A 23,368-nucleotide genomic window follows, 5' to 3' on the forward strand; every position below is an offset into this window, starting at 1 on the left:
AGATCAACATGCCCCGATGAGGGGTATTTCGCCTGAGGATTATCCAAAGGATAAAACGGCTATTTCCGCGAGGGCGGCGAGGGTCAGGAGAATGAATATTATGACGGTTATGGGTCTGTACATGGTGGGGCTCCTTCCGGGGTGAGCGGCTATTCCGTAGCGCTGGGTGGTGTGGGTAATTTTGCACAGGAGGGGGTAGAGGGTGTTGATGTTTGTCAAAGGGATGGGGGAACGATGAGGTGATGGTACTGTAAAGCCCGCAGGGGTTGTACCGTGTGGGCTTTCTGGATTTCATCAGTTAAATAGGGTTATTACCGAGGGGGATTCTGGTGGGCTATCTGGGTCTGCATAATTCTCAAGAACTTTTATCTCGCTCAGCAGAAAGCCTTTTCATTCGGTTAAATAATGACTTCAGCTTACGTTTTCCGACGCCGGTGCGGCAGAAATCGTTATGTACTTTTTCAGACCATACTCCCGTTTAACACCTTTTGGATCGGAAACAAAAGGAAGCCGCAGGCGAGGTGAATCTGATACTTTCAGTGTCCAGATATAATCCCCAATAAACCTGAAATCCACGCTATCGTCAGTGACCTGGAGATCCGCAAAATTTCCTGTCGAATACTCATTGCCCAAATGAACAATTTCTTTAAGCCCGTCATGAACGTCAATAAGGACAATTGTCAGGGATTCTTCAAAAATAATGTCATCCGTCAGAAACAGGATGTAACGCTGCTCATTAACCTGGACCGCTGCTTCAAGAACTTGCCCCGGTACAATAATGCCGGTGCTTTTACCATTGAGCACAACGTCAGATTGAGCCTGGGATACATCGGAAGCTTCGTGAACCTTAACCAATGCTATTGAATTAACCTGCTGCATAATCAATTCCACAAACGTCCCATTTCCCATGCGGCAAGCGCGCCGCCGACGAAGCCACCGATGAGCACGCAAACAGGTGCGCCTGGCCCACACATTAATCCCGCCATTGCACCACCTGCGGCAGCACCGGCAATACCTGCACCATTAATCGCTATCTGTCTGCCTGATTCAGAAACCTTATCATCAGCGGCATAAATTTCGTAAACAGAAATCGCAATCGAAAGAACAATTAACCCCCTTGCAACGCGCGAGAGCTGCATCATTTTCATGTTTACTAGTGGGTTTGACTTGCCTGCGGATTCAACGATACCTGCATAGATCTGATTTTTTTTGTACTTCCGAAAGGTTGTTAAAATTTGCCTGTGGGCCGAAAAAAGTTTTCGCTTTTTTTGCTACCAACTCATTAAGCGTCTTACCCTCGCTTTTTATTCGTTCGGCCATTGCCCGTCCGAGTGGAGTACTGCGAGAGCGATTTGCTGCTGTTTCTCTGCAACTTCGGCCTGAATTTGCGGGTCAACCCCGTGGCTAATAGGGCAAGGTAATCCGCTCTTAACCCTAGGGCATCCGCAAGCGAAAGGGTAGGAAAAGCACCAAGTCCTATGATTGCCCTCTGTTTTGTTGCCGGACGTTGAAAGCGAAAGTGCCAGCGCTTTTTGCCACTGTTTTCACTATCAGGAAAAGCACGTCGCCATCATGCAGCGTTAGATCCTTCTCTAACGCTTTAGAGTGCATAATTTCAGTGGGTTCCGTGCCATCGTGGCCGTTCCTTCATGAATTGGTATACGCTTTTAGGTAAACATTCTGCCGTATACATAAACGGATACCAATAATCACCGGGTTTAGCCGGATGCTCTCGGACAGTAGCAGACACAAAAAAGCCCGCAGGGCTTGCGCCGTGCGGGCTTTCAGGACTTCATCAGTCGACTCTGGTGATCGCCGATGGAGAATTTTGGTGGAGCTGGCGGGAGTTGAACCCGCGTCCGAAATTTCTACATCCTCGGTACTACATGCTTAGTTTGTCTTTACATTCGCACGCCAGCTGCGGACAGACACGCCACTAACGAACTAGCCTGATTAGTTTTAACGCTTCAACCCCAGGCAGGGCTTCCACGCGATCTCTTTTGGGTTTGACCTCTCTTTGATCCCCGTCTTAAGAGCGGAAGCTAGGGAGAGAGGGCTCAGAGCAGGTTATTAAGCTGCTAAAGCGTAGTTTTCGTCGTTTGCGACTATTTTTTTGCGGCTTTTAACGAGGCAAACCGCCCCTCGGCATGCACCTTGGGTTTCGCAAATCCCGTCGAATCCAGAATCAGCCCCAATAGTGTTGAACTAAGTATACCAGATTTCACTTCCTGGATACCAGCCCGGAACGCTAACTTATTGAATAGTACAATAAGTGCGCAGAATCAACGTCCTGCGTTTTTCATAATGCGCGCTTTGTCCAACTGCCATTCGCGCTCTTTCAGGTCAGTGCGTTTATCGTGCTGTTTTTTACCCTTCGCGACGCCAACTTTCACTTTGCACCAGGCGTTTTTCCAGTACAGAGACAGGGCGACCACGGTGAAACCTTCACGGTTGATGCGTCCGTAGAGGGATTCCAGTTCACGCTTGTTCAGCAGCAATTTACGCGTGCGCGTTGGGTCACACACGTAGTGTGAGGAGGCGACGGTCAGCGGCGTAAAGTTTGCGCCGAACAGGAAGGCTTCGCCATCTTTCAGGATCACGTAGCTATCGCCGATGTTGGCTTTCCCGGCGCGCAGCGATTTTACTTCCCAGCCCTGCAACGCAAGGCCAGCTTCGAATTCTTCTTCAATGAAATACTCGTGGCGAGCACGCTTGTTGAGCGCAATGGTCGCCGAGCCTGGTTTATGTGCTTTTTTCTTCGTCATAAGTGTCGTAAAGCCGTCGGTAATCTGATTTCAAAAAGTCACCTCATTGCGTCCTGTGAGGTCTAACGCGCTATCTTAGCACGAGATGAGGCTTAGCGTTTTTTTAACAGGTGATAAATGTTATTATTTGTCCGTTGTGTGACCATGGGAAATGCTATGCCTCAGATTAGCCGTACTGCGCTTGTGCCTTACAGCGCGGAACAAATGTATCAGTTAGTGAACGATGTTCAGTCTTATCCAGAATTTATTCCGGGATGCACCGGGAGCCGCGTTCTGGAGTCCGGGCCGACGCAGATGACCGCGGCGGTGGATGTCTCTAAAGCGGGGATCAGCAAGACGTTCACCACCCGCAATACGCTGACCAGCAATCAGAGTATTTTGATGCATCTGGTGGATGGTCCGTTTAAGACCCTGATGGGGGGCTGGAAGTTTACGCCGCTGAGCGCTGACGCCTGCCGCATTGAGTTCCATCTGGACTTCGAGTTCACCAATAAGCTGATTGAGCTGGCGTTTGGCCGCATCTTTAAAGAGCTGGCATCGAATATGGTTCAGGCGTTCACCACCCGCGCCAAAGAGGTTTACAGTGTCGCATAAGATTGCTGTAGAAGTGGTGTACGCGTTGCCGGAAAAGCAGTATCTGCAGCGAGTGACGCTGGAAGAGGGTGCAACCGTAGAAGAGGCGATCCGCGCTTCCGGCATACTTGAGCTTCGCAGCGATATCGACCTGGCGAAGAACAAGGTCGGGATTTATAGCCGTCCGGTGAAGCTGGGCGATGTGCTGAAAGAGGGCGACCGGGTGGAGATTTATCGTCCGCTGATTGCCGACCCGAAAGAGCTGCGTCGTCAGCGCGCGGAGAAGGCCAGTAAGTAGCGCTTTCTTCCCCTTACCCTCTCCCCAAAGCGGCGAGGGGATCAACACAAAACAAAAAAGGTGCTCAATGAGCACCTTTTTGCATTTCTGACACCGGATTATTTGGTCAGGGCAGGCTTGTTGTCGATGTTGGTCAACACACCGGCGCTGCTGAAGGTCAGCGTCAGGGTCTGCTGGGTCGCATCTTCGTGGCCCGGCTTCTGACGGAATACATAGAACCAGGTGTTAGTGCCGAACGGATCGGACATCATCGGGGTTCCCAGTGCATAAGCGACCTGCTGTTGTGTCATCCCCACGCGGATTTTGGACACATCGTTAGGGGTAAGGTAGTTCCCCTGGTTGATGTCAGGACGGTAAACCACTTTCTCCAGAGTGGAACAGCCTGCGGTCAACATCAGAAGAACCGCTGCGGCAGCGGTCAGCATTTTACAACGCATAGTGATTTGATTCCTTTTCGGGCCCGAGCAGAACGCGGCTCATATGTAATATGCCGATGATAATAGACCTTGCCCCACTTTGAAACCGGTCTGGCGGCGTTTTTGTTGTTCTGTATGACCCTGAGATCCCGAAAAAGTTTATGCCGCCAGCAGTTCTTTCGCGTTCGCGAGCGTATTACGCGTGACTTCGCTGCCGCCGAGCAGGCGTGCCAGCTCCTGCAGACGCGCACGTTTATCCAGCGGCTTCATGTGCGTTTCGGTCATTTCACCGTCGGTTTCTTTGCTGACGATAAAGTGATGATGGCCACAGCCCGCGACCTGCGGCAGGTGGGTGACACACATCACCTGCGTTGATTCGCCGAGCTGGCGCAGCAGTTTACCCACCACCGCCGCCGTCGGGCCGCTGATGCCGACATCCACTTCATCGAAAATCAGCGCCGGGGTGTCCATTTTACGCGCGGTGATCACCTGAATCGCCAGCGCAATACGCGACAGTTCACCGCCAGAGGCCACTTTGGAAATCGCCTGCAACGGCTGCCCCGGGTTGGTGGTGACGCGGAATTCGATGCGATCCGCACCTTCCGCCGTCAGGTGATTCTCTTCAAAGCGAACGTCAATGGTGAAGACGCCGTGCGGCATCGCCAGCGTGTGCATGCTATCGGTAATATGCTGGCTTAACTCCTGAGCATAGTGCTGACGGATTTCATGCAGCTTTTGCGCTGTGGCCAGCGCCTGTTCATGGTGCAGGCTCACCGCCAGGGAGAGGGTTTCCAGCGAGTCTGCCTGATCGTCAAGCTGCTGCTGTTCTTCCAGCAGAGACTGATAGTAACCCGGCAGTTCTTCCGGCGTAACGTGGTGCTTGCGCGCCAGCGAGATCTGACGGGAGATACGCTGTTCCAGCTCAAACAGACGGTTCGGGTCGAGATCCAGACGCTCACAGTAGTGACGCAGTTCGTCACCGGCTTCAGAGATCTGAATGGCCGCCTCTTCCAGCATGTCCAGGACGCCAGAAAGTTTGCTGTCCATGCCGACCAGTTCGGTAAGCAGCTGGCGGACGTTATACAGCTGGCTCTGCAGGTTCACGTCTTCGCCATCCGCCAGCAGGTTGAGCGCATTCTGACTGGTTGAGAGCAGATGCCCGCTGTTCGCCAGGCGCTTGTACTCTTCGTCGATTTGCTCAAACTCACCCGCCTGCGGGTTAAATTCATTCAGCTCTTTGAGCTGGTATTCCAGCAGCTCCGCGCGGGCGGCACGCTCCTGGCTTTGCTGCTGGTGCTGAGCGAGCTCGCGGCAGCTCTGATGCCACTGGCGATAGTGCTCGGCCATAAGCTGAGTAAGCGCGTACTCACCCGCATAGCCATCCAGCAGCGCTTTCTGCTGTTCGGGTTTGACGAGTTGCTGATGCGCGTGCTGACCGTGGATCTGAATAAGCAGCTGGCCGAGTTCACGAAGCTGGGAGAGCGGGACCGCCGTGCCGTTGATAAAGCCGCGGGAGCGACCGTCGCTGCTGATCACGCGGCGAAGTAAACACTCACGTCCATCTTCAAGCTGGTTCTGTTCCAGCCAGCGCTGGGCGGCAGGGGTGTCTTTCAGGGAGAAGCGGGCACACAGGTCGGCACGGTTTGCGCCCATGCGCACCATGTCGCCCTCGGCGCGGCCGCCAAGGCACAAGCCGAGGGCATCAATGGCAATGGATTTACCTGCACCGGTTTCCCCGGTGATCGCCGTCATGCCGCTGTGGAAATCGATCTCAAGCTCACGAACAATGGCAAAGTTGCTGATGGTCAGTTGTGCCAGCATAATTGTTTTCCTGTATGAAAAACCATAACTGTGTTTTCATACAGTATAAACTGGTTTTATATACAGTAAAGTCCTGGGTGCAAAATCAGAACAATTTTTTTGACCAGCCTAGCTTTGAGCTTAATGTGTTGAAATAGCTGTAATCTTTCGGATGAATCAAGTTCAGGTGGTAATCACACCTGCGAATAAGCACATCTTCACCTTCCTGAATTGGCAGCGCTATCTGGCTGTCGCAGCTGATCTCCAGGTCGTTACGGCGGTGCGAGAAGCGCAGACGGATCGTGCTGTCGCCGTTGATGACCAGCGGGCGGGCGGAGAGCGTGTGCGGGAACATCGGCACCAGGGTAATGGCGTCCAGAGAGGGGGTCAGGATCGGGCCGCCGGCAGACAGCGAGTAGGCGGTTGAGCCGGTCGGGGTGGAGATAATCAGCCCGTCAGAACGCTGGGAGAAGGCAAAGATCTCGTCGATATAGACTTCAAACTCGATCATGTGCGCCACTTTTCCGGGATGAAGAACCACCTCGTTAATCGCGGTGCTGATGCGCTTCTGACAGTCCTGCTGGCACACCTGCGCCTCCAGTAAAAAGCGTTTTTCACTGATATAGTGGCCTTCCAGCACGTCGGCCAGCTGCTGCTGGGCATTGTCCGGGTCGAGATCGGTTAAAAAACCGAGATTGCCACGGTTGATGCCTATGACCTTGATGTCATAACGCGCCAGCGTGCGTGCCGCGCCTAGCATGTTGCCGTCGCCGCCCACCACCACGGCGAGATCGGCCTGTTGGCCAATTTCCGCCAGCGTGCCGGTTTTGACGCTCTTCAGCTGCAGCTCCTGAGCAATCTGCTGCTCGACCATCACTTCATAGCCTTTGCTACACAACCAGCGATACAACATTTCATGTGTCGTTAGTGCGGTAGGGTGACGCGGATGCCCGACGATCCCAATACACCTGAAATGATTATTCATTTTCTGGAGGTCCTTGTGCCTGATGAATGATGACAATCTGTCTTGTTCCCTTGAATCCCGGAAACTGATCCCCATAATAAGCGAAGTTAGCGAGATGAATGCAGAAAAACGCGGAGAAATTCATGAGTAGTAAAGAACAGAAAACGCCTGAGGGGCAAGCCCCTGAAGAAATTATCACGGAACAGCACGATGAAGTTGAGGCTGTAGAGCCAGACGCATCTGCTGAGCAGGTGGACCCGCGCGATGAAAAAATTGCGAATCTGGAAGCCCAACTGGTAGAAGCACAGAATCGCGAACGCGAGAGTGTTCTGCGCATCAAGGCGGAAATGGAAAACCTGCGTCGTCGTACCGAGCAGGACGTTGAGAAGGCGCACAAGTTCGCGCTGGAGAAATTCGTCAACGAACTGCTGCCGGTGATCGATAGCCTCGATCGCGCACTGGAAGTGGCTGACAAAGCGAATCCGGACAACGCGGCGATGATCGAAGGCATCGAACTGACGCTGAAATCCATGCTCGACGTGGTGCGTAAGTTTGGCGTGGAAGTGATTGCCGATACAGACGTTCCGCTGGATCCAAACGTTCACCAGGCGATTGCGATGGTTGAATCTGAAGAGATTGAAGCCGGTAAAGTGCTGGGCGTAATGCAGAAAGGTTACACCCTGAACGGCCGTACCATTCGCGCGGCGATGGTGACCGTGGCGAAAGCGAAAGCGTAATTCGCTATCCGTAGTGCCGGGTAGCGGCGTTCGCCTTACCCGGCCTACAACCTTACTCCGCGATACTTTCGCGCAGGGGTTTTACGGGCAGGACTTTCACCTGCTTAATCATATTGTCCTGCACGTCCAGGATATCAATATCATACTGCTCAATGCGCACCCGCGTGCCCGCTGCCGGGATCTCTTCCAGCGCTTCCAGAATCATCCCGTTAATGGTGCGAGCCTCATCTTCCGGTAAATGCCAGTTAAAGGCTTTGTTGAGTTCACGAATGTTTGCGCTGCCGTCAATCAGCACCGAGCCATCGTTTTGCGGGGTGACCTCTTCCGCGAGGGAAGGCGACATTGAGGTAGTAAAGTCCCCGACAATCTCTTCCAGAATATCTTCGACCGTCACCAGCCCCTGGATATCGCCGTACTCGTTGACCACTAGGCCGACCTTCTTCTTGTTTCGCTGGAATTTTACCAGCTGCGTGCTGAGCGGCGTTCCTTCCGGCACGTAGTAAATTTCGTCGGCGGCGCGCAGCATCACCTCTTTGGTGAACTCTTTTTTCTCGGTCATCAGACGGTAGGCTTCGCGCACGCGGAGCATGCTGATGGCGTCATCCAGTGAATCACGATAGAGCACAATGCGCCCGTGCGGGGAGTGCGTCAGCTGGCGAACGATGGCTTTCCAGTCGTCATTAATGTCGATACCGACGATTTCGTTACGCGGCACCATGATGTCGTTCACGCTCACCTTTTCCAGATCCAGCACCGACAGGAGCATGTCCTGATTGCGTCGGGAGATCTGCGAGCGGGATTCATTCACAATGGTGCGCAGCTCCTCTTTGCTGAGTGCGCTGCTGATGGTGACATCGGCTTTAATTCCCACCATCCGCATCAGGACGCGCGTCACCATGTTCAGCAGCCAGACCAGCGGCATCATCAGGATCAGCAGCGGCGCCAGCAGGAAGCTGCTCGGGTAGGCGACTTTCTCAGGGTAAAGCGCGGCGATGGTTTTCGGCAGCACTTCGGCAAACACCAGCACCACGAACGTCAGCACGCCGGTGGCAATCGCCACCCCGGCATTGCCGTAGAGGCGCATCCCGACGATGGTGCCGAGGGCAGAGGCCAGAATGTTGACGAGGTTGTTGCCGATGAGCACCAGGCTTATAAGGCGATCCGGCTTGCGGAGCAGCTTTTCAACGCGACGTGCGGCACGGTTACCCTGTTTAGCACGATGACGTAACCGGTAGCGGTTTAAGGTCATCATGCCGGTTTCCGAGCCCGAGAAATAGGCGGAGATGACCACCATGACGATCAGGATAACGATCAGCGTGGTGGTAGAGATGTGTTCCAGGGGGAACTCCTTTGTTTCTTAGCCAGCAAATTGCTGTATGAAGCGGCTGCCAAAATAGGCAAGGGTGAGAATGCCCGCACCCGCGACGTTGAACCAGACCACGCGACGACCGCGCCAGCCTTCATGATAATGGCCCCATAACAGGACAATATAGACAAACCACGCGATGATGGAGAGCACCGCTTTATCGATATTCTCCACGCTGAACAGGTTCTTCATGTAAAACAGCCCCGTGCAGAGCGTGAGCGTCAGCAGCACCACCCCCACCTGGGTGATGTGGAACATCTTACGCTCAATGACCATCAGCGGCGGCATTTCATGGTTAAAGGCCAGCTTTTTGTTTTTCAGCTGGTAGTCAATCCAGGCGAGCTGCATGGCGTAAAGCGCGGCGATAATCAGCGTCGCGTAGGCAAAGAGCGACAGGCCGATATGCACCAGCATCCCCGGCGTCGCCTCCAGATGCGTAATGAACTCATTAGGCATAAAGGTGGCGAGGGCCAGATTGATCAGCGCGAAGGTGTAGACAATTGGCAGCAGCAGCCAGCCGCGATTTTTAGACGCGACGATGGTCATTACCGTACAGATCATCAGGCTGACCAGCGAGCCGACGTTGAGGACGCTCAGGTTTTGCACGCTGCCGTCACCGGGGATGATGCGTGATTCCAGCGCAAAGGCGTGGCTAATCAGTGCGATCACCGCCGAAAGAATAGCCATGCGCCGCCAGCCGCTGTTTTTTTGCAGCAGTCCGGGAATAATCAGCGCTAGGCTGACAGAGTAGGCAACAAGGGCGATCAGTGCGAAAACAGGCATATAGGCATCGACAGTTGTCTTAATAAGAAAGAGAAGCAGTATAACGTTACGTGACGCCTGCTCCAACCGTTGCATAACAACAAAGGCGCCTTCATGTTATACTCCGGCAAAATTCTGTGTATGTGTCGCTCAATGCGACCCAACGTTTCTACTCAGGCGAGAGACAATGTTTGATAATTTAACCGATCGTTTGTCGCGCACGCTGCGCAACATCAGCGGCCGCGGACGCCTTACTGAAGAGAACATCAAGGAAACGCTGCGCGAAGTGCGCATGGCGCTGCTGGAAGCAGACGTCGCGTTGCCGGTTGTTCGTGATTTTATCAACCGCGTAAAAGAGAAGGCGGTTGGTCATGAAGTTAACAAGAGCCTGACCCCGGGTCAGGAGTTCGTCAAAATCGTTCGTAATGAACTGGTTTCGGCGATGGGCGAAGAGAACCAGGTGCTTAACCTGGCCGCTCAGCCACCGGCCGTGGTGCTGATGGCGGGCCTGCAGGGGGCGGGTAAAACCACCAGCGTCGGTAAGCTGGGTAAATTCCTGCGCGAAAAGCACAAGAAGAAAGTGCTGGTGGTCTCTGCGGACGTCTATCGCCCGGCGGCGATCAAGCAGCTGGAAACTCTGGCTGAGCAGGTTGGCGTGGATTTCTTCCCGTCCGACGTGGCGCAGAAGCCTGTCGACATCGTTAACGCCGCGCTGAAAGAGGCGAAGCTCAAATTCTACGACGTGCTGCTGGTGGATACCGCCGGTCGTCTGCACGTTGACGAAGCGATGATGGACGAGATCAAGCAGGTGCACGCCTCTATCAACCCGGTAGAGACCCTGTTTGTTGTCGACGCCATGACCGGTCAGGATGCGGCGAATACCGCGAAAGCATTTAACGAAGCGCTGCCGTTAACCGGCGTCGTGCTGACCAAAGTGGACGGTGACGCCCGCGGCGGTGCGGCCCTCTCGATTCGCCACATCACCGGCAAGCCGATCAAATTCCTAGGCGTGGGCGAGAAAACCGAAGCGCTGGAGCCGTTCCACCCGGACCGTATTGCCTCCCGTATCCTCGGCATGGGCGACGTGCTGTCTCTGATCGAAGATATCGAGAGCAAGGTTGACCGCGCGCAGGCTGAGAAACTCGCCAGCAAGCTGAAAAAAGGAGACGGGTTCGATCTCACCGACTTCCTTGAGCAGCTGCGTCAGATGAAAAACATGGGCGGCATGGCCAGCCTGATGGGCAAACTGCCGGGCATGGGCCAGATCCCTGACAACGTGAAAGCGCAGATGGATGACAAGGTGCTGGTGCGTATGGAGGCGATCATCAACTCGATGACGCTGAAAGAGCGCGCTAACCCGGACATCATCAAAGGTTCCCGTAAACGCCGTATCGCAGCCGGTTGCGGCATGCAGGTGCAGGACGTTAACCGCCTTCTGAAACAGTTCGACGACATGCAGCGCATGATGAAGAAAATGAAGAAAGGCGGCATGGCGAAGATGATGCGTGGGATGAAAGGGATGATGCCTCCCGGTTTTCCAGGGCGTTAATCGCTTTTGAGATTGCTTTTTGCCCGAAAATGAGTAAAATTTTCGGGCTTTTAATATGACACCCGGGCTCCGTTCCTCGATGGGGCCCGGTTGTTTTATTCACACAAGAGGATGTTATGGTAACTATTCGTTTAGCACGTCACGGCGCTAAAAAGCGTCCGTTCTACCAGGTTGTTGTGACTGACAGCCGTAATGCACGCAACGGTCGCTTCATCGAGCGCGTTGGTTTCTTCAACCCACTGGCCGCTGGCGCAGAAGAAGAAACTCGTCTGGATCTGGATCGTATCGCTCACTGGGTTGGCCAGGGCGCTACTGTTTCCGATCGCGTTGCTACGCTGATCAAAGCAGCAAACAAAGCAGCTTAATCTGTCACGGTGGTCATGATGAGCAGTAAAGCACCTGTTGAACCGATCGTATTGGGAAAAATGGGTTCTTGCTACGGTATCCGTGGTTGGCTCAGAGTGTTTTCCTCCACTGAAGACGCTGATAGCATTTTTGATTACCAGCCCTGGTTTATCCAGAAAGGCGGTAAGTGGGAAGAGGTCGAGCTGGAAAGCTGGCGTCACCACAATCAGGACATCATCATCAAGCTGAAAGGCGTTGACGATCGTGATGCCGCGAATGCGCTGACTAATTGTGAAATCGTCGTGGATTCGTCGCAGTTGCCAAAGCTGGAAGAGGGCGACTACTACTGGAAAGACCTTATGGGTTGCCAGGTGGTCACTACCGAAGGCTACAGCCTGGGGAAAGTCATCGATATGATGGAAACCGGGTCAAATGACGTTCTCGTCATTAAGGCAAACCTGAAAGATGCATTTGGCATCAAGGAGCGGTTGGTCCCGTTCCTCGATGGACAGGTTATCAAGAAAGTCGATCTCACTACTCAAACCATTGAAGTAGATTGGGATCCTGGTTTTTAAATTCTCCGGATAAACGGTAAAAGACGGCGCTATGTGGATTGGCATAATTAGCCTGTTTCCTGAAATGTTCCGCGCGATTACCGATTACGGGGTAACTGGCCGGGCAGTAAAGAATGGCCTGCTGAGCATCCAGAGCTGGAGTCCTCGTGACTTTACTCATGACCGGCACCGTACCGTGGACGATCGTCCTTACGGCGGCGGACCGGGGATGCTAATGATGGTGCAACCCTTACGGGACGCCATTCACACAGCAAAAGCCGCGGCAGGTGAAGGCGCAAAGGTGATTTATCTGTCACCTCAGGGACGCAAGCTTGATCAAGCGGGCGTGAGCGAACTGGCGACGAATCAAAAGCTGATTCTGGTCTGTGGGCGCTACGAAGGGATAGATGAGCGCGTAATTCAAACCGAGATTGACGAAGAATGGTCTATCGGCGATTACGTTCTCAGCGGTGGTGAGTTACCGGCAATGACGCTGATTGACTCCGTCGCCCGGTTTATTCCGGGTGTTCTGGGCCATGAAGCTTCGGCAACGGAAGATTCCTTTGCCGACGGGTTGCTGGACTGTCCACACTATACTCGTCCTGAAGTGTTAGAAGGGATGGAAGTTCCGGCAGTGTTACTGTCTGGAAACCATGCCGAGATACGTCGCTGGCGTTTGAAACAGTCGCTGGGCCGAACCTGGCTTAGAAGACCTGAACTTCTGGAAAACCTGGCTCTGACTGAAGAGCAAGCAAAGTTGCTGGCCGAGTTCAAAACTGAACACGCGCACCAGCAGCATGAACATGATGGGAATGCGTAATACGCTCCCGAATATCAGTTTACCCAGGATAAGAGATTAAATTATGAGCAACATTATTAAGCAACTTGAACAAGAGCAGATGAAGCAGGACGTACCTTCCTTCCGTCCAGGTGACACCGTGGAAGTGAAAGTATGGGTTGTTGAAGGTTCCAAAAAACGTCTGCAGGCATTCGAGGGCGTGGTTATCGCTATTCGTAACCGCGGTCTGCACTCTGCATTCACTGTTCGTAAAATTTCCAACGGCGAAGGCGTTGAGCGTGTCTTCCAGACTCACTCTCCGGTAGTTGACAGCATTGCTGTTAAACGTCGTGGTGCTGTACGTAAAGCTAAACTGTACTACCTGCGTGAGCGTACTGGTAAGTCTGCTCGTATTAAAGAGCGTCTGAACTAAGATTCGCTTAAGCGACATCCTGTTAGAAAGGGCTGGCCGAAAGGCTGGCCCTTTTTTTATCCCATCGCACCTCTCGAGTTAACCCTTTCGTCATAAATCCTTTACAATGCTTGCCTCTTGAGTGGAGGGGAAGTGGATAACGTACTGCATCAGCCTGACCGGAAACGCGCAGCGGCATTGATCGCGCTGTTTGCGATCCTGCTGATCGTGGTGGCGCCGCTGATCTCCGTCTCGTTGCAGAAAGATCCCATGAGCGCCATGCCGGGCATGCATCATGACATGAGCATGATGTCGATGGACGAGCATCACGGCGATATGCCGCACTCGATGCCTGTCGACCATGCGGAAGCCTGTGGCTACTGCGTGCTGTTAGCGCATGTCCCTGGCGTGATGCTGGCGCTGATCGTCTTGCTCAGCGTGGTGCTGCAGAGGCTTCGCGTTAAGCCGCCGCGTCAGGCGGTCAACCACTGGCACTTCTTCCCCTGGCTTTACCCGGATACCCGCGCGCCGCCGCGGCAGTCTGCTTTTTCCCTTTAAAAACAAAATCGATAACTTTTTGCCTTAAAAAGGAAAAGTATGACTACCTGCACCTCGCGCGCGGCATGGGGAAACCTGCTGCGTCGCCTTCATTTCTACGTTGGGCTGTTTGTCGGCCCGTTTATCTTCTTCGCCGCGCTGACCGGGACGCTGTATGTGGCGACCCCGCAGCTGGAGAATGCGCTCTACCGACACGCGCTCCACGCGGATTCCGTGGGCGAGCCGCAGCCTCTGGCCGAACAAATCGCCGTGGCGGAAAAAACCGTTGGATCAGATTTACGTTTGCACGCCGTTCGTCCGGGGCTGGCTGAAGGCGAAACCACCCGCGTGATGTTCGCTGACCCGAAACTTGGGTCATCGGAGAACCGCGCTATCTTCGTGGATCCGGTAAGCCTGACGGTACTGGGAGATATGACGGTATACGGCACCAGCGGGATTTTACCGCTGCGTCAGACCATTGATTACCTCCACACCTCTCTGATGTTGGGCGACGTGGGGAGGCTCTACAGCGAGCTTGCAGCCTCCTGGATGTGGGTTGCCGCGCTGGGCGGTATTGCCCTGTGGTTTTATACCCGACCCAAACGGCGGATCAACAATCGCTTCCAGAACCGGCGTCGGGTGCACGTGACGCTGGGCTGGGTTCTGCTGGGTGGAATGCTGCTGTTCTCCGCAACCGGCCTGACCTGGTCCCAGTGGGCTGGCGGGAACGTGGATAAGCTGCGTGAAGAGATGAACTGGCTCACCCCGCAGGTGAACACGACGCTATCCGGCCAACATGAGGTTATGGATGAACATGCCGAACATCGCGGTCATCACGGTGGGATGATGATGCCGGAAATGGCGATGGATTTGACGCAGTTTGACGGGGTATTAAGCGCGGCGCGTAACGCGGGGATTGATGCCAGCAAGCTGGAGATCCGCCCGGCGAAAACAATGGATCGTGCCTGGACCGTAACGGAAATCGATCGCAGCTGGCCGACTCAGGTGGACGCCGTTGCGGTAGATCCCCATACGATGCAGGTCCTGGACAGAACCCGATTCGAGGATTTCCCGTTAATGGCAAAACTGACCCGCTGGGGCGTGGATTTCCATATGGGGATCTTATTCGGCCTGGTGAATCAGCTGCTGCTCGTGGCGTTCGGCCTCGCCCTGTGCGTGCTCATTATCTGGGGATACCGGATGTGGTGGATGCGTCGTCCTGCGCAATCGGCAGTGAGTCCGGTACAGACGCTTTGTCAGAGCTGGCTGGCTCTGTCAGGGTGGGGAAGAGGGGTTACGCTGATAATCAGCGTACTGCTGGGGCTGGCCCTGCCGGTAATGGGCGTGAGTCTGGCGCTGTTTATTCTGGTGGACTGGCTGCGCTGGCGAGCGGCAACCAGGGTGACGCTCGCCGAATCATCCGCTAAATAACCCTATGGCGTGCTGATCACCACTGCGACGCGGCGGTTTTCAGCGCGCCCTTGCGGGGTACTGTTGCTCGCAACCGGGTATTTTTGACCTAATCCTCGCGTGATGAGATTGCTGCGCGGGATATTTGCACCCTTCGCCCAGGCATCGGCCACGGCGTTGGCGCGTTTTAACGACAGCGCTTCGTTGTAGCTTTCTTCCCCGTAGTTATCCGTGTGACCGTCCATTCGCGCATGGGTAAGGCCGGTTTCCGCCAGGCGAGAGGCCATGGACTGGATCTGCGTTTCACTCTCAGAACGCAGCCTGGCTTCATTTTTATCAAACAGGATGGTGTCCGACATGCCAAGCGACCAGTCACCGTTCAGTTCGTTAAAACCGTAAGACTTCATCGCCGTAATTTGCTCAGGAGTGAATTTGCCTTCCGGCGGCGACTGACAGCCTGCCAGAACCAGCGAGGCCAGTACTAACGGCGCGAAGTAACGTTTTAACATAGTGTATCCTTTCTAACTTATTGTTTTCGTACGCTGGTTTTTAACCTGGTACATATTGCGGTCAGCCCTCTCCAGTAATGCTTCCATGGAAGCATTTTCCCACGCCAGAGCAAAGCCAATGCTGAGTGACATCGATGCTTTTTGTCCGTTATGAAGATCAAACGGACGAATAAACTGCTGCGAAAGCGCAGCACAAATGTGTTGAACCTCAAGCTCAGAGTGAACGCCGTACAGCACCATGGCAAATTCGTCACCGCCAAGACGGTAAGACTGATGACGTTTGTCGCCAAACTCCATCATCCTGCTGGCGACTTCGATCAGCACGCAGTCTCCTGCCGCGTGGCCCCAGGTGTCGTTAATAAACTTAAAGTTATCACCGTCGAGGAAAAGCAGGGCCGAGTTTGTTCTGGCTGAAGGGTCGTTCATTAAGGCCGCAATGCTGTTACGAAACGCTGCGCGGTTGGCAAGACCGGTGAGCGGGTCGTGCATGGCGGTCCGCAACAGCTGGGCGTTTTTCGCCTGGAGCTTCAGCTGCCACTCTTCCATTTCATCCAGAAGACTGTTGAAGTCTTCGCCAAACTGGTGAAACTCTTCGATACGCCCGTCTTTCACCCGGCGGGAGAAGTTGCGGTTTGTGCGTACGTCATGCACGACGTCGGTAATATTCTGCAGGGCCATAACCATCCCACGATGCAAAGACTGGGTAATGATAAGCGCGACGACGGCGGCAAAGAGAATGCAGCCGGTAAGTACGGCAAACGACGTCCAGATGAAGTGGCTGATCAAACTGTCACGCGCGGTAAGGCGGATTTCGCCGATCCTTAAGCCGTTATGCATGATGGGCTGCGCAACCGGTACGGGGAAAAGCCAGCGGCTGACCAGTGCGCCCAGCGTGTCGTTGTTATCTTCCGGGTTCCATGACCAGTAGGCAAACCGCTTTTTATGCGCGTTAATCACCTCCGCCGCGGCAAACTGCCCCTGTTTGCCCAGGGCTGCAAGCGTTTCGTTGGCCGCCAGCGAGTCGTTGAAAACCAGCGAAGCTTCCAGGCTGTGGCTCATTGTGGCGCCGGTTAATTCGAGGTTCTTTTGCGCATATTGTTTTAACGTCACGACGGAAGCAAAACAGAGCAACAGCCATATTAACGTCATTGTGATAATGACGCTTATCATGCTGTTTCGCCTCAACGTTCTTTTAAACGTCGGACGTGGCGTTGAAGTGAAATCTTTATCCATGCTGCTTATTCCGTGCCAGCATTAATACATCCGGATTGACTCTTACGCCACTGCGCGTCAACGCATCCAGGTTGACGGAAAACCGTACCTGGCCGCGATCGATCATCAGGCAAAAGGCACTGCCAATTACACATTCCGGATTTTGCTCTGAGATTAATAGCAACGCTCTGCCCTGATATTGACTTATTAATTCAAGTTGTTTTGCCGGTGATTCAGACCCGAAATAAATCGCATCACACGTCGCGGCCAGGGCTTCCTGATCGTTACGTACAATAACGGGAGTATAGGGTAACTCGTTGTGCCCTTCGTCGCCGCTGAGCGCGTGCGTATAGTGAGAAGTGGCATAGACGCAAAGTTTAGGCTGCCCGGAAAGTGACGGCCATCGCGTATAGCTCACAATGCCTGAGACAATCGAGCGTACCGATTTATCCGTTTCCGTAAGCGTGCCTGCCGCCGCAGGGCCCACCATAAGGAACAGCATTAACACCAGAGTGAGTCGGAAAAAAGAGATCAAGAATAAATTTCTCACCAGAATCCGCCACATCGCTCCGGAAATAGATGTCCTTGAGAGTTGCGGGCAGAATACCATTGTTTATCAGAGCCGTCATTATGTCAGAAATAGCATCAGGCCAACCTAAGCTAAATCCTACAGTTGTTTATTTTTCGGTGGATAAAAATAGACTTAATTAAGTCTGCTGGAACGCATACTTTCATCCATCCCTTCCTGCCATGACGCACGCAGTTTTGCCGCGTTTTCGGCAGTATCGCAACTGGCAGGGAAAGATTTGCCCGCTAATCCCCAGGCATGAATAAACCCTTCTTCGCAGACTTTCTTTTGGCCGTCAGCGTAGCCGCGAAGATATTCACTACGATCAACGTGGGTGTCGTTAAAACTATCGGCCAGGGTCTGGTTATCTTTAACCGGCAGGCCATTCATGGCGTCTTCTTTACCTGCATCAAACCAGGAGGGACTGGTCCAGTCGGGCTGGAAGGTATAAGGATTGATCTGGCAGCCCGTTAAAAACAGCGACAACAGCATGAGAGCAATTGAACGCATAGCCATTCTCCTTTTTTCTTCAGCATAGCCTGGCTTAAGAATATATGTCTGTAATTTAAACTTTACGTTTTTGACGGCTGATTTTTGCAATAAACTGGCTTCTGTAAAGTAATCTGTACGTATTTTGGATTGAAAAGTTTACTTTTTGTGGTATCGTGGTTTCACCTCATTGAGGAAAACAACTATCGCAAACGAGCTTTACAGGATCGCCATCATGCAAAAAGACGCGCTGAACAACGTACATATCACTGACGAACAGGTTTTAATTACCCCGGATCAACTGAAAGCAGAATTTCCGCTGAGCGTCGCGCAGGAGGCTCAGATTGAGCACTCGCGTCAGACCATCTCAAATATCATCGCCGGCCGCGATCCGCGCCTGCTGGTGGTGTGTGGTCCTTGCTCCATTCACGATCCTGAAACCGCCATTGAGTACGCTCGTCGATTTAAAGCATTAGCGGAGGAGGTCAGCGATAGCCTCTATCTGGTGATGCGCGTCTATTTTGAGAAGCCACGTACTACCGTCGGCTGGAAAGGGTTGATTAACGATCCGCACATGGATGGCTCGTTTGATGTGGAAGCAGGCCTGAAGATTGCGCGTCGCCTGCTGGTGGAGCTGGTCAGCATGGGGCTGCCGCTGGCAACCGAAGCGCTGGATCCGAACAGCCCGCAGTACCTGGGCGATCTGTTCAGCTGGTCCGCGATTGGCGCGCGTACCACGGAATCGCAAACCCACCGCGAGATGGCGTCTGGCCTGTCGATGCCGGTTGGCTTTAAAAACGGTACCGATGGCAGCCTGGCGACGGCGATTAATGCCATGCGCGCTGCCGCCATGCCGCACCGTTTCGTCGGTATCAACCAGGCAGGCCAGGTATGCCTCCTGCAAACGCAGGGTAACCCGGACGGCCACGTGATCCTGCGCGGCGGTAAAGCCCCTAACTACAGCCCGGCGGACGTGGCCCAGTGTGAAAAAGAGATGGAGCAGGCGGGACTGCGCCCGGCACTGATGGTAGATTGCAGTCATGGTAACTCGAATAAAGATTACCGTCGCCAGCCTGCGGTTGCGGAATCCGTGGTCGCACAGATCAAAGATGGCAATCGTTCGATTATCGGTCTGATGATTGAAAGCAATATTCATGAAGGTAATCAATCATCTGAACAACCGCGCAGCGCCATGAAGCACGGCGTCTCCGTGACGGATGCCTGCATCAGCTGGGAGACGACCGATGCACTGCTGCGTGAGATCCATAAAGATTTAAACGGCCAGCTGGCGACGCGTCTGGCTTAAGAGGGTAGTTATGGTTGCTGAATTGACCGCACTGCGCGATCAAATTGATGAAGTGGATAAGGCGCTGCTGGATCTGCTGGCGCGCCGCATGGCGCTGGTTGCCGAAGTCGGTGAGGTGAAAAGCAAATACGGCCTGCCGATTTACGTCCCGGAGCGCGAAGCCTCTATGCTCGCCTCCCGCCGTAAAGAGGCGCAGGCGCTGGGCGTTTCGCCGGATTTGATTGAGGATGTTCTGCGTCGCGTGATGCGGGAGTCCTATTCCAGCGAAAACGACAAGGGCTTTAAAACTCTCTGTCCTTCCCTGCGTCCGGTCGTGATTGTCGGCGGTGCTGGGCAGATGGGGCGCCTGTTTGAAAAGATGCTTACGCTTTCTGGCTATCAGGTGCGCATTCTGGAAAAAGAGGACTGGGCGCATGCTCCGGAACTCATGAAAGATGCAGGGATGGTTATCGTCAGCGTGCCGATCCACGTGACGGAGCAAATCATCGGGAAGCTGCCTCCTTTACCGAAAGATTGCATCCTGGTGGATCTGGCCTCCGTCAAAAATGGTCCGCTGCAGGCAATGCTGGCTGCTCATACGGGTCCGGTGCTGGGTCTGCACCCGATGTTTGGCCCGGACAGCGGCAGCCTTGCTAAGCAGGTGGTGGTTTACTGCGACGGTCGTCAGCCGGAAGCCTATCAGTGGTTCCTGGAACAGATTCAGGTATGGGGGGCACGACTGCACCGCATCAGCGCGGTTGAGCACGACCAGAACATGGCGTTCATTCAGGCGCTGCGCCACTTTGCCACGTTTGCCTACGGTCTGCATCTGGCGGAAGAGAACGTACAGCTTGAACAGCTTCTGGCGCTCTCTTCACCTATCTATCGTCTTGAGCTAGCGATGGTCGGGCGTCTCTTTGCGCAGGATCCGCAGCTTTACGCGGACATTATTATGTCCTCCGAGAACAACCTGGCGCTGATCAAGCGCTACTATCAGCGCTTTGGTGAAGCCATTACGCTGCTGGAGCACGGAGACAAGCAGGCGTTTATCGATAGCTTCCGCAAGGTCGAACACTGGTTTGGCGACTACGCGCAGCGTTTCCAGAATGAGAGTCGGACTTTATTGCGCCAGGCAAATGACAGTCGCCAGTAATGCGATGATGTATATACTGAAAGCCAGCAATGCTGGCTTTTTTCATTTTGGGGAACTGTCATGGCCGAACCGCAGCTGCTGTTGAATTACACCGGGCATTTGCCTGAATGCCCGACTTGGAGCGCCGAAGAGCAGGCACTCTACTGGGCCGATATTCTGGAAGGAGAGATCCACCGCTACCATCTGCCGACGGCGGAACACACCGTACTCTCTTTCCACGAGGAGGTGGGCTGTTTCGCGTTGCGCGAGCAGGGTGGTTTTATCGTTGCGATGAGAACGGGTATCTGGCTGACCGATAAACACGGCCTGCTGCGCCGCAAGGTGTGTGATAACCCCTCTAACCCGCAGCTGGCGCGTTTTAACGATGGAGGTACCGATCACCAGGGCCGCTTCTATGCGGGCACGTTCTGGGGGCCGGGAGATTACAACGGCGCCCTGCTGATGCGCATCGACAACGACCTGACGCCGAAGGTGATCCAGTGCGATATCCACGGGCATAACGGCTTAGCGTTTAGCCCGGATAAGCAGTGGATGTTTACCTCAGATACGCCAAACGGTGTGATCTATCGTACGCCGCTTGATGAGCAGGGCGAACCCGGCAGGCGCGAGGTGTTTCGTCAGTTTAAAGAGGGCGAGGGGATACCGGACGGCGCGGCGATGGATGTGGAAGGCTGTTACTGGAGCGCGCTGTTTGACGGCTGGCGCATCGCGCGTTTTTCACCGCAAGGGGAGCAGCTGGAAGAATATCGCATGCCGGTGCGTTGCCCGACGATGGTCTGCTTTGGCGGCGATGACATGAAAACGCTGTTTATTACCACCACGCGGGAGAATATGGAGGCGGAGGAGGTGGCGAAATATCCGCTTTCCGGGGCCATCTTCACCCTGCCGGTGAGCGTGGCAGGGATGAAGAAAAGCGGCTTTATCGAACGTTAGATTGGATCGACCGGCACGACGTTTTCGCTCGGGTAGCAGCCCAGCACCTTCATGGAACGCGTGATCTCGCCCAGCTCGCGGAGAGCTTTCTGCATGGAAGCGGACTCCAGGTTGGCCTGGATGTCGAGATAGAACATCTCTTCCCACGGGTTACCATGGATTGGGCGTGATTCCAGCCTGGTCATGATCAGGTTGTGATTACGCAGCACCAGCAGGGCTTCAACCAGCGCACCGGCCTGTTGGCCGGTTGCCATCAGCAGCGTGGTTTTGGCGGGTACCTGGTCAGAGACATTGATTGCCTTGCGGGCCAGCACCACGAAGCGGGTAATGTTTTGCGTCTGGTTTGCCAGGTTGCGTTCCAGCACCTGCAGGCCATACAGCGCGCCGCCCGCTTCGCTGCCGAGCGCCGCGACGGTGGGAGAATTAGCCTGCGCCACTTTTTCCATCGCCGCCGAGGTGCTTTCGGTGTACTCAATTTTCCAGTTCGGATAGCGGTTCAGGAACTGGCTGCACTGCTGGAACGGCTGCGGATGACTGTAAACCGTTTCGATCGTGTTCAGGTCCGTTGAGCCGGAGACCAGCACGCAGTGATCGATAGGGATCGTCAGCTCGCCGACCAGCGACAGGCTGGTGTGCTGCAGCAAATCGTAGACGTCGTTGATGGCGCCGGAGCTGGTGTTTTCAATCGGCACCACGGCGTAATCCGCCTGGCCGGTCTCGACCTGGTTAAAAATGTCGGCAAACTTCGCGCAGCCGCTCTCAATAAATTCTTCGAAATGGCGTGCAGCGTACTGACGTGCGGCCAGGTGAGAATAAGAGCCCTTCGGTCCCAGGAAGGCGATACGCGCAGAGTGCGGATTGGTTTTATTGAGATGCTGCTGCAGTAGCGCTTGCTGGGTCAGTACGGAGTCTTCAATGATGAGCTGGAACAACCGGGTTATGTAGTGGGCATCGAGGTGATGCGCTTTGCCGAGCTGAATGAGACGTTCCAAAAGATCCCGCTCGCGGTCGATATCACGGACCGGACGATGGGAGTCCAGCTTGGCTTTGCCTACTTCAACGGCAAGGGCGCGGCGTTCGGCCAGCAGCGCCAGCAGTTTCTCATCCAGCGCGCTGATTTTTACGCGCAGATCCAGTAACGGGTTTTCCGGTGTCATAGTGTTGCCTGTCTCATTTTATCGTTATCAATAAAAAAGGCCCCCCGGTGTGGGAGGCCTTGTTGTTCGTCTTCGCATTCTTTATCACACGACGAAACGCCTCCCGTTCAGGGGAAGGTAAAAAAGAATGCGAAGAAGAACGGCGTAAGTTTCATAAAGTCATCCTGTGATTGATACCGTTAAAGTACCTGTACTGTTTTCACCCTGTCAATAAAAAACAAAAAACGCGCCCGAAGGCGCGTTGGCGGTACACTCAATTTAAAGGATTACTCTTCTTCAACTTCTTCCGCGAAGCTGGCGTCTTTCACCGACGTTGCGGCGCGACGGGCTTCACCTTTGTGTTGCACTTTATTGAGCTGCCGTTCCAGCTTGTTGATCAAATCGTTAATAGCTGTGTACATATCCTCGTGTTTTGCGCTGGCGACCAGATGGCCGTTTGGAGTATTGATAGTTGCGTCAGCGATGAAACCCTGCGGCTCCTTGGACAGGATGATATGTGGATTAATCAAATGAGTTTGCCATTTATCCAGTTTGGCGAGACGGTCTGCGACGTGCTGGCGAATTGCCGGAGTAATTTCCATTTGTTTACTGGTAATGTTCATTGTCATAAATTTTACCTCTTGTCTTTCCGTCTTGGTGATTCCAGCATACCCGACCCAATGTCAAAATGTGTGATTTAGATCACGTTATTTTGTCGGTTTTTGTCAGGGAATCTTTTTTGTGAGGCAGGGCAGGAAGAGGTGAGATTTACCTTGTAGAAGGCATAAATTGGGGCCATAGTTGACAGGATGTGTTG

28 protein-coding genes, 1 other RNA gene, 1 pseudogene and 1 other annotated feature are annotated in these 23,368 nt (G+C 53.9%); of the genes and pseudogenes, 13 read left to right on the forward strand and 17 right to left on the reverse strand.

Features of this window, described 5'->3' with window-relative positions:
- Positions 1-411 precede the first annotated feature (411 nt).
- The 5 genes and pseudogenes from USH94_RS04350 to smpB all read right to left on the reverse strand — a co-directional run bounded on the left by USH94_RS04350 (position 412) and on the right by smpB (position 2,765).
- Positions 412-879, reverse strand: coding sequence for a hypothetical protein (locus USH94_RS04350; RefSeq protein WP_111964887.1), 468 nt, complete (start codon positions 877-879; stop codon positions 412-414).
- A 2-nt stretch (positions 880-881) separates the two neighbouring features.
- Positions 882-1,148, reverse strand: a complete 267-nt coding sequence (locus USH94_RS04355; protein ID WP_181574030.1) for a hypothetical protein — start codon at positions 1,146-1,148, stop codon at positions 882-884.
- A 180-nt stretch (positions 1,149-1,328) separates the two neighbouring features.
- A pseudogene (locus USH94_RS04360) lies at positions 1,329-1,611 on the reverse strand (integrase arm-type DNA-binding domain-containing protein); the annotation flags it as partial.
- A 218-nt stretch (positions 1,612-1,829) separates the two neighbouring features.
- Positions 1,830-2,193, reverse strand: a transfer-messenger RNA (tmRNA) gene (ssrA, locus tag USH94_RS04365).
- A gap of 89 nt (positions 2,194-2,282) precedes the next feature.
- A complete protein-coding gene (smpB, locus tag USH94_RS04370) occupies positions 2,283-2,765 on the reverse strand; it encodes an SsrA-binding protein SmpB (protein WP_008502505.1) in 483 nt (160 codons plus the stop codon).
- Between the two features lie 156 nt (positions 2,766-2,921).
- Between smpB and USH94_RS04375 the strand changes: the two genes are divergently transcribed.
- Both USH94_RS04375 and USH94_RS04380 read left to right on the forward strand, forming a co-directional pair.
- Positions 2,922-3,359 (forward strand): type II toxin-antitoxin system RatA family toxin, encoded by a 438-nt coding sequence (locus tag USH94_RS04375; RefSeq protein WP_014832955.1) that lies wholly within the window; start codon positions 2,922-2,924, stop codon positions 3,357-3,359.
- Positions 3,349-3,636 carry an RnfH family protein gene (locus USH94_RS04380; RefSeq protein WP_023325903.1) on the forward strand — a complete coding sequence of 96 codons (288 nt, stop codon included), beginning with the start codon at positions 3,349-3,351 and terminating at the stop codon, positions 3,634-3,636. The genes USH94_RS04375 and USH94_RS04380 overlap by 11 nt, the downstream gene beginning before the upstream one ends.
- 98 nt (positions 3,637-3,734) lie before the next feature.
- Here USH94_RS04380 and bamE read toward each other — a convergent pair whose 3' ends face one another.
- From bamE to nadK, 3 genes are all read right to left on the reverse strand, one after another.
- Positions 3,735-4,073 carry an outer membrane protein assembly factor BamE gene (gene bamE, locus USH94_RS04385; RefSeq protein WP_008502502.1) on the reverse strand — a complete coding sequence of 113 codons (339 nt, stop codon included), beginning with the start codon at positions 4,071-4,073 and terminating at the stop codon, positions 3,735-3,737.
- 138 nt (positions 4,074-4,211) lie between these two features.
- A complete protein-coding gene (gene recN, locus USH94_RS04390) occupies positions 4,212-5,873 on the reverse strand; it encodes a DNA repair protein RecN (protein ID WP_023616819.1) in 1,662 nt (553 codons plus the stop codon).
- An 85-nt stretch (positions 5,874-5,958) separates the two neighbouring features.
- On the reverse strand, positions 5,959-6,837 hold the full coding sequence (gene nadK / locus USH94_RS04395; RefSeq protein WP_008502500.1) for an NAD(+) kinase: 879 nt from the start codon (positions 6,835-6,837) through the stop codon (positions 5,959-5,961).
- 122 nt (positions 6,838-6,959) lie between these two features.
- On the opposite strand from nadK, the gene grpE reads away from it, so the two are divergent.
- Entirely contained in the window at positions 6,960-7,553 is a 594-nt protein-coding gene (gene grpE, locus USH94_RS04400; RefSeq protein ID WP_136195203.1) for a nucleotide exchange factor GrpE, read from the forward strand.
- Positions 7,554-7,605: 52 nt separating this feature from the next.
- On the opposite strand, the gene USH94_RS04405 is transcribed toward grpE, so the two are convergent.
- Both USH94_RS04405 and USH94_RS04410 read right to left on the reverse strand, forming a co-directional pair.
- A complete protein-coding gene (locus tag USH94_RS04405) occupies positions 7,606-8,892 on the reverse strand; it encodes an HlyC/CorC family transporter (protein ID WP_039263458.1) in 1,287 nt (428 codons plus the stop codon).
- A gap of 18 nt (positions 8,893-8,910) precedes the next feature.
- The gene (locus tag USH94_RS04410; protein WP_032623031.1) at positions 8,911-9,702 is read right to left on the reverse strand and encodes an inner membrane protein YpjD; all 792 of its coding nucleotides are present in this window, start codon (positions 9,700-9,702) and stop codon (positions 8,911-8,913) included.
- A 166-nt stretch (positions 9,703-9,868) separates the two neighbouring features.
- Here USH94_RS04410 and ffh point away from each other — a divergent pair, with 166 nt between their 5' ends.
- The 7 genes from ffh (at position 9,869) to USH94_RS04445 (ending at position 15,287) form a co-directional block, all read left to right on the forward strand.
- Positions 9,869-11,230 (forward strand): signal recognition particle protein, encoded by a 1,362-nt coding sequence (gene ffh, locus USH94_RS04415; protein ID WP_014884878.1) that lies wholly within the window; start codon positions 9,869-9,871, stop codon positions 11,228-11,230.
- A gap of 116 nt (positions 11,231-11,346) precedes the next feature.
- Entirely contained in the window at positions 11,347-11,595 is a 249-nt protein-coding gene (gene rpsP, locus USH94_RS04420) for a 30S ribosomal protein S16 (protein ID WP_003863133.1), read from the forward strand.
- A gap of 15 nt (positions 11,596-11,610) precedes the next feature.
- Positions 11,611-12,150, forward strand: coding sequence for a ribosome maturation factor RimM (gene rimM / locus USH94_RS04425; protein ID WP_164850638.1), 540 nt, complete (start codon positions 11,611-11,613; stop codon positions 12,148-12,150).
- A 31-nt stretch (positions 12,151-12,181) separates the two neighbouring features.
- Entirely contained in the window at positions 12,182-12,949 is a 768-nt protein-coding gene (gene trmD / locus USH94_RS04430) for a tRNA (guanosine(37)-N1)-methyltransferase TrmD (protein WP_014832949.1), read from the forward strand.
- Positions 12,950-12,992: 43 nt separating this feature from the next.
- Positions 12,993-13,340, forward strand: coding sequence for a 50S ribosomal protein L19 (gene rplS, locus USH94_RS04435; protein ID WP_002914145.1), 348 nt, complete (start codon positions 12,993-12,995; stop codon positions 13,338-13,340).
- A 132-nt stretch (positions 13,341-13,472) separates the two neighbouring features.
- Entirely contained in the window at positions 13,473-13,877 is a 405-nt protein-coding gene (locus USH94_RS04440; RefSeq protein WP_111964891.1) for a DUF2946 domain-containing protein, read from the forward strand.
- Between the two features lie 39 nt (positions 13,878-13,916).
- Positions 13,917-15,287 (forward strand): PepSY-associated TM helix domain-containing protein, encoded by a 1,371-nt coding sequence (locus USH94_RS04445; protein ID WP_111964892.1) that lies wholly within the window; start codon positions 13,917-13,919, stop codon positions 15,285-15,287.
- Positions 15,288-15,289: 2 nt separating this feature from the next.
- Here the strand turns inward: USH94_RS04445 and USH94_RS04450 are convergent, their stop codons facing one another.
- The 4 genes from USH94_RS04450 to USH94_RS04465 form a co-directional block, all read right to left on the reverse strand.
- Positions 15,290-15,775 (reverse strand): OmpA family protein, encoded by a 486-nt coding sequence (locus USH94_RS04450; protein WP_111964893.1) that lies wholly within the window; start codon positions 15,773-15,775, stop codon positions 15,290-15,292.
- Positions 15,776-15,787: 12 nt separating this feature from the next.
- Positions 15,788-17,008 (reverse strand): diguanylate cyclase DgcN, encoded by a 1,221-nt coding sequence (dgcN, locus tag USH94_RS04455; protein ID WP_111964894.1) that lies wholly within the window; start codon positions 17,006-17,008, stop codon positions 15,788-15,790.
- Complete coding sequence (locus USH94_RS04460; RefSeq protein WP_223580273.1) at positions 17,001-17,552, reverse strand: YfiR family protein; 552 nt, start codon at positions 17,550-17,552, stop codon at positions 17,001-17,003. The genes dgcN and USH94_RS04460 overlap by 8 nt, the downstream gene beginning before the upstream one ends.
- Positions 17,553-17,690: 138 nt before the next feature.
- Positions 17,691-18,065 (reverse strand): DUF2799 domain-containing protein, encoded by a 375-nt coding sequence (locus USH94_RS04465; RefSeq protein ID WP_111964896.1) that lies wholly within the window; start codon positions 18,063-18,065, stop codon positions 17,691-17,693.
- A 214-nt stretch (positions 18,066-18,279) separates the two neighbouring features.
- Here USH94_RS04465 and aroF point away from each other — a divergent pair, with 214 nt between their 5' ends.
- The 3 genes from aroF to USH94_RS04480 are packed head-to-tail and all read left to right on the forward strand — an operon-like array spanning position 18,280 to position 21,415.
- Complete coding sequence (gene aroF, locus USH94_RS04470; protein ID WP_111964897.1) at positions 18,280-19,350, forward strand: 3-deoxy-7-phosphoheptulonate synthase AroF; 1,071 nt, start codon at positions 18,280-18,282, stop codon at positions 19,348-19,350.
- Between the two features lie 10 nt (positions 19,351-19,360).
- Positions 19,361-20,482 (forward strand): bifunctional chorismate mutase/prephenate dehydrogenase, encoded by a 1,122-nt coding sequence (gene tyrA, locus USH94_RS04475; protein ID WP_111964898.1) that lies wholly within the window; start codon positions 19,361-19,363, stop codon positions 20,480-20,482.
- Positions 20,483-20,542: 60 nt separating this feature from the next.
- Positions 20,543-21,415, forward strand: a complete 873-nt coding sequence (locus USH94_RS04480; protein ID WP_111964899.1) for an SMP-30/gluconolactonase/LRE family protein — start codon at positions 20,543-20,545, stop codon at positions 21,413-21,415.
- On the opposite strand, the gene pheA is transcribed toward USH94_RS04480, so the two are convergent.
- The 3 genes from pheA to raiA all read right to left on the reverse strand — a co-directional run bounded on the left by pheA (position 21,412) and on the right by raiA (position 23,180).
- Positions 21,412-22,572, reverse strand: a complete 1,161-nt coding sequence (pheA, locus tag USH94_RS04485; RefSeq protein ID WP_021242003.1) for a bifunctional chorismate mutase/prephenate dehydratase — start codon at positions 22,570-22,572, stop codon at positions 21,412-21,414. The genes USH94_RS04480 and pheA overlap by 4 nt on opposite strands.
- Before the next feature lie 30 nt (positions 22,573-22,602).
- Positions 22,603-22,728 (reverse strand) — a sequence feature (Phe leader region).
- On the reverse strand, positions 22,680-22,727 hold the full coding sequence (gene pheL, locus USH94_RS04490; RefSeq protein ID WP_100249759.1) for a pheA operon leader peptide PheL: 48 nt from the start codon (positions 22,725-22,727) through the stop codon (positions 22,680-22,682). (Overlaps the previous feature by 48 nt.)
- Positions 22,729-22,838: 110 nt before the next feature.
- Positions 22,839-23,180 (reverse strand): ribosome-associated translation inhibitor RaiA, encoded by a 342-nt coding sequence (gene raiA / locus USH94_RS04495; protein ID WP_003863162.1) that lies wholly within the window; start codon positions 23,178-23,180, stop codon positions 22,839-22,841.
- Positions 23,181-23,368: the final 188 nt, after the last annotated feature.

Origin of the sequence: Enterobacter sp. 148H3 (assembly GCF_034107425.1) — a bacterium.
Taxonomy (GTDB): domain Bacteria; phylum Pseudomonadota; class Gammaproteobacteria; order Enterobacterales; family Enterobacteriaceae; genus Enterobacter; species Enterobacter vonholyi.